The sequence below is a fragment of the Marinimicrobium sp. UBA4209 genome (genome assembly GCF_002381585.1).
GTDB lineage: Bacteria > Pseudomonadota > Gammaproteobacteria > Pseudomonadales > Cellvibrionaceae > Marinimicrobium > Marinimicrobium koreense.
Genome location: NZ_DFTP01000065.1, coordinates 1 through 254 on the forward strand (window position 1 = coordinate 1; position 254 = coordinate 254).

The 254-nt window shown below is 63.4% G+C and carries 1 protein-coding gene; it reads right to left on the minus strand.

What is annotated here, in order from left to right:
• Positions 1 to 254 (minus strand): UbiA family prenyltransferase (locus B3187_RS09260; RefSeq protein ID WP_286805954.1); only part of this gene is annotated, 254 nt, incomplete at both ends.

The window sequence follows — 254 nt, forward strand, 5'->3', positions numbered from 1 at the left end:
GGATCAGGTACTGATGGTAGCCAAAGAGCCCGGCCGCCGCGACCAGCCCCAGATAATAGGGAACACCCAGCTCAAAGCGCCCGCCCACCATCACCAGCGCGTACAGGGTCAGCCCCTGCAGCACCGCCACCATGGCCCGGTCCAGATCGCCAAACAGGACCGCCGTGGACTTTATGCCCACCTTGAGGTCATCGTCCCGATCCACCATGGCATAGAGGGTGTCATACACCACCGTCCAGAGCAGCACGGCGGTG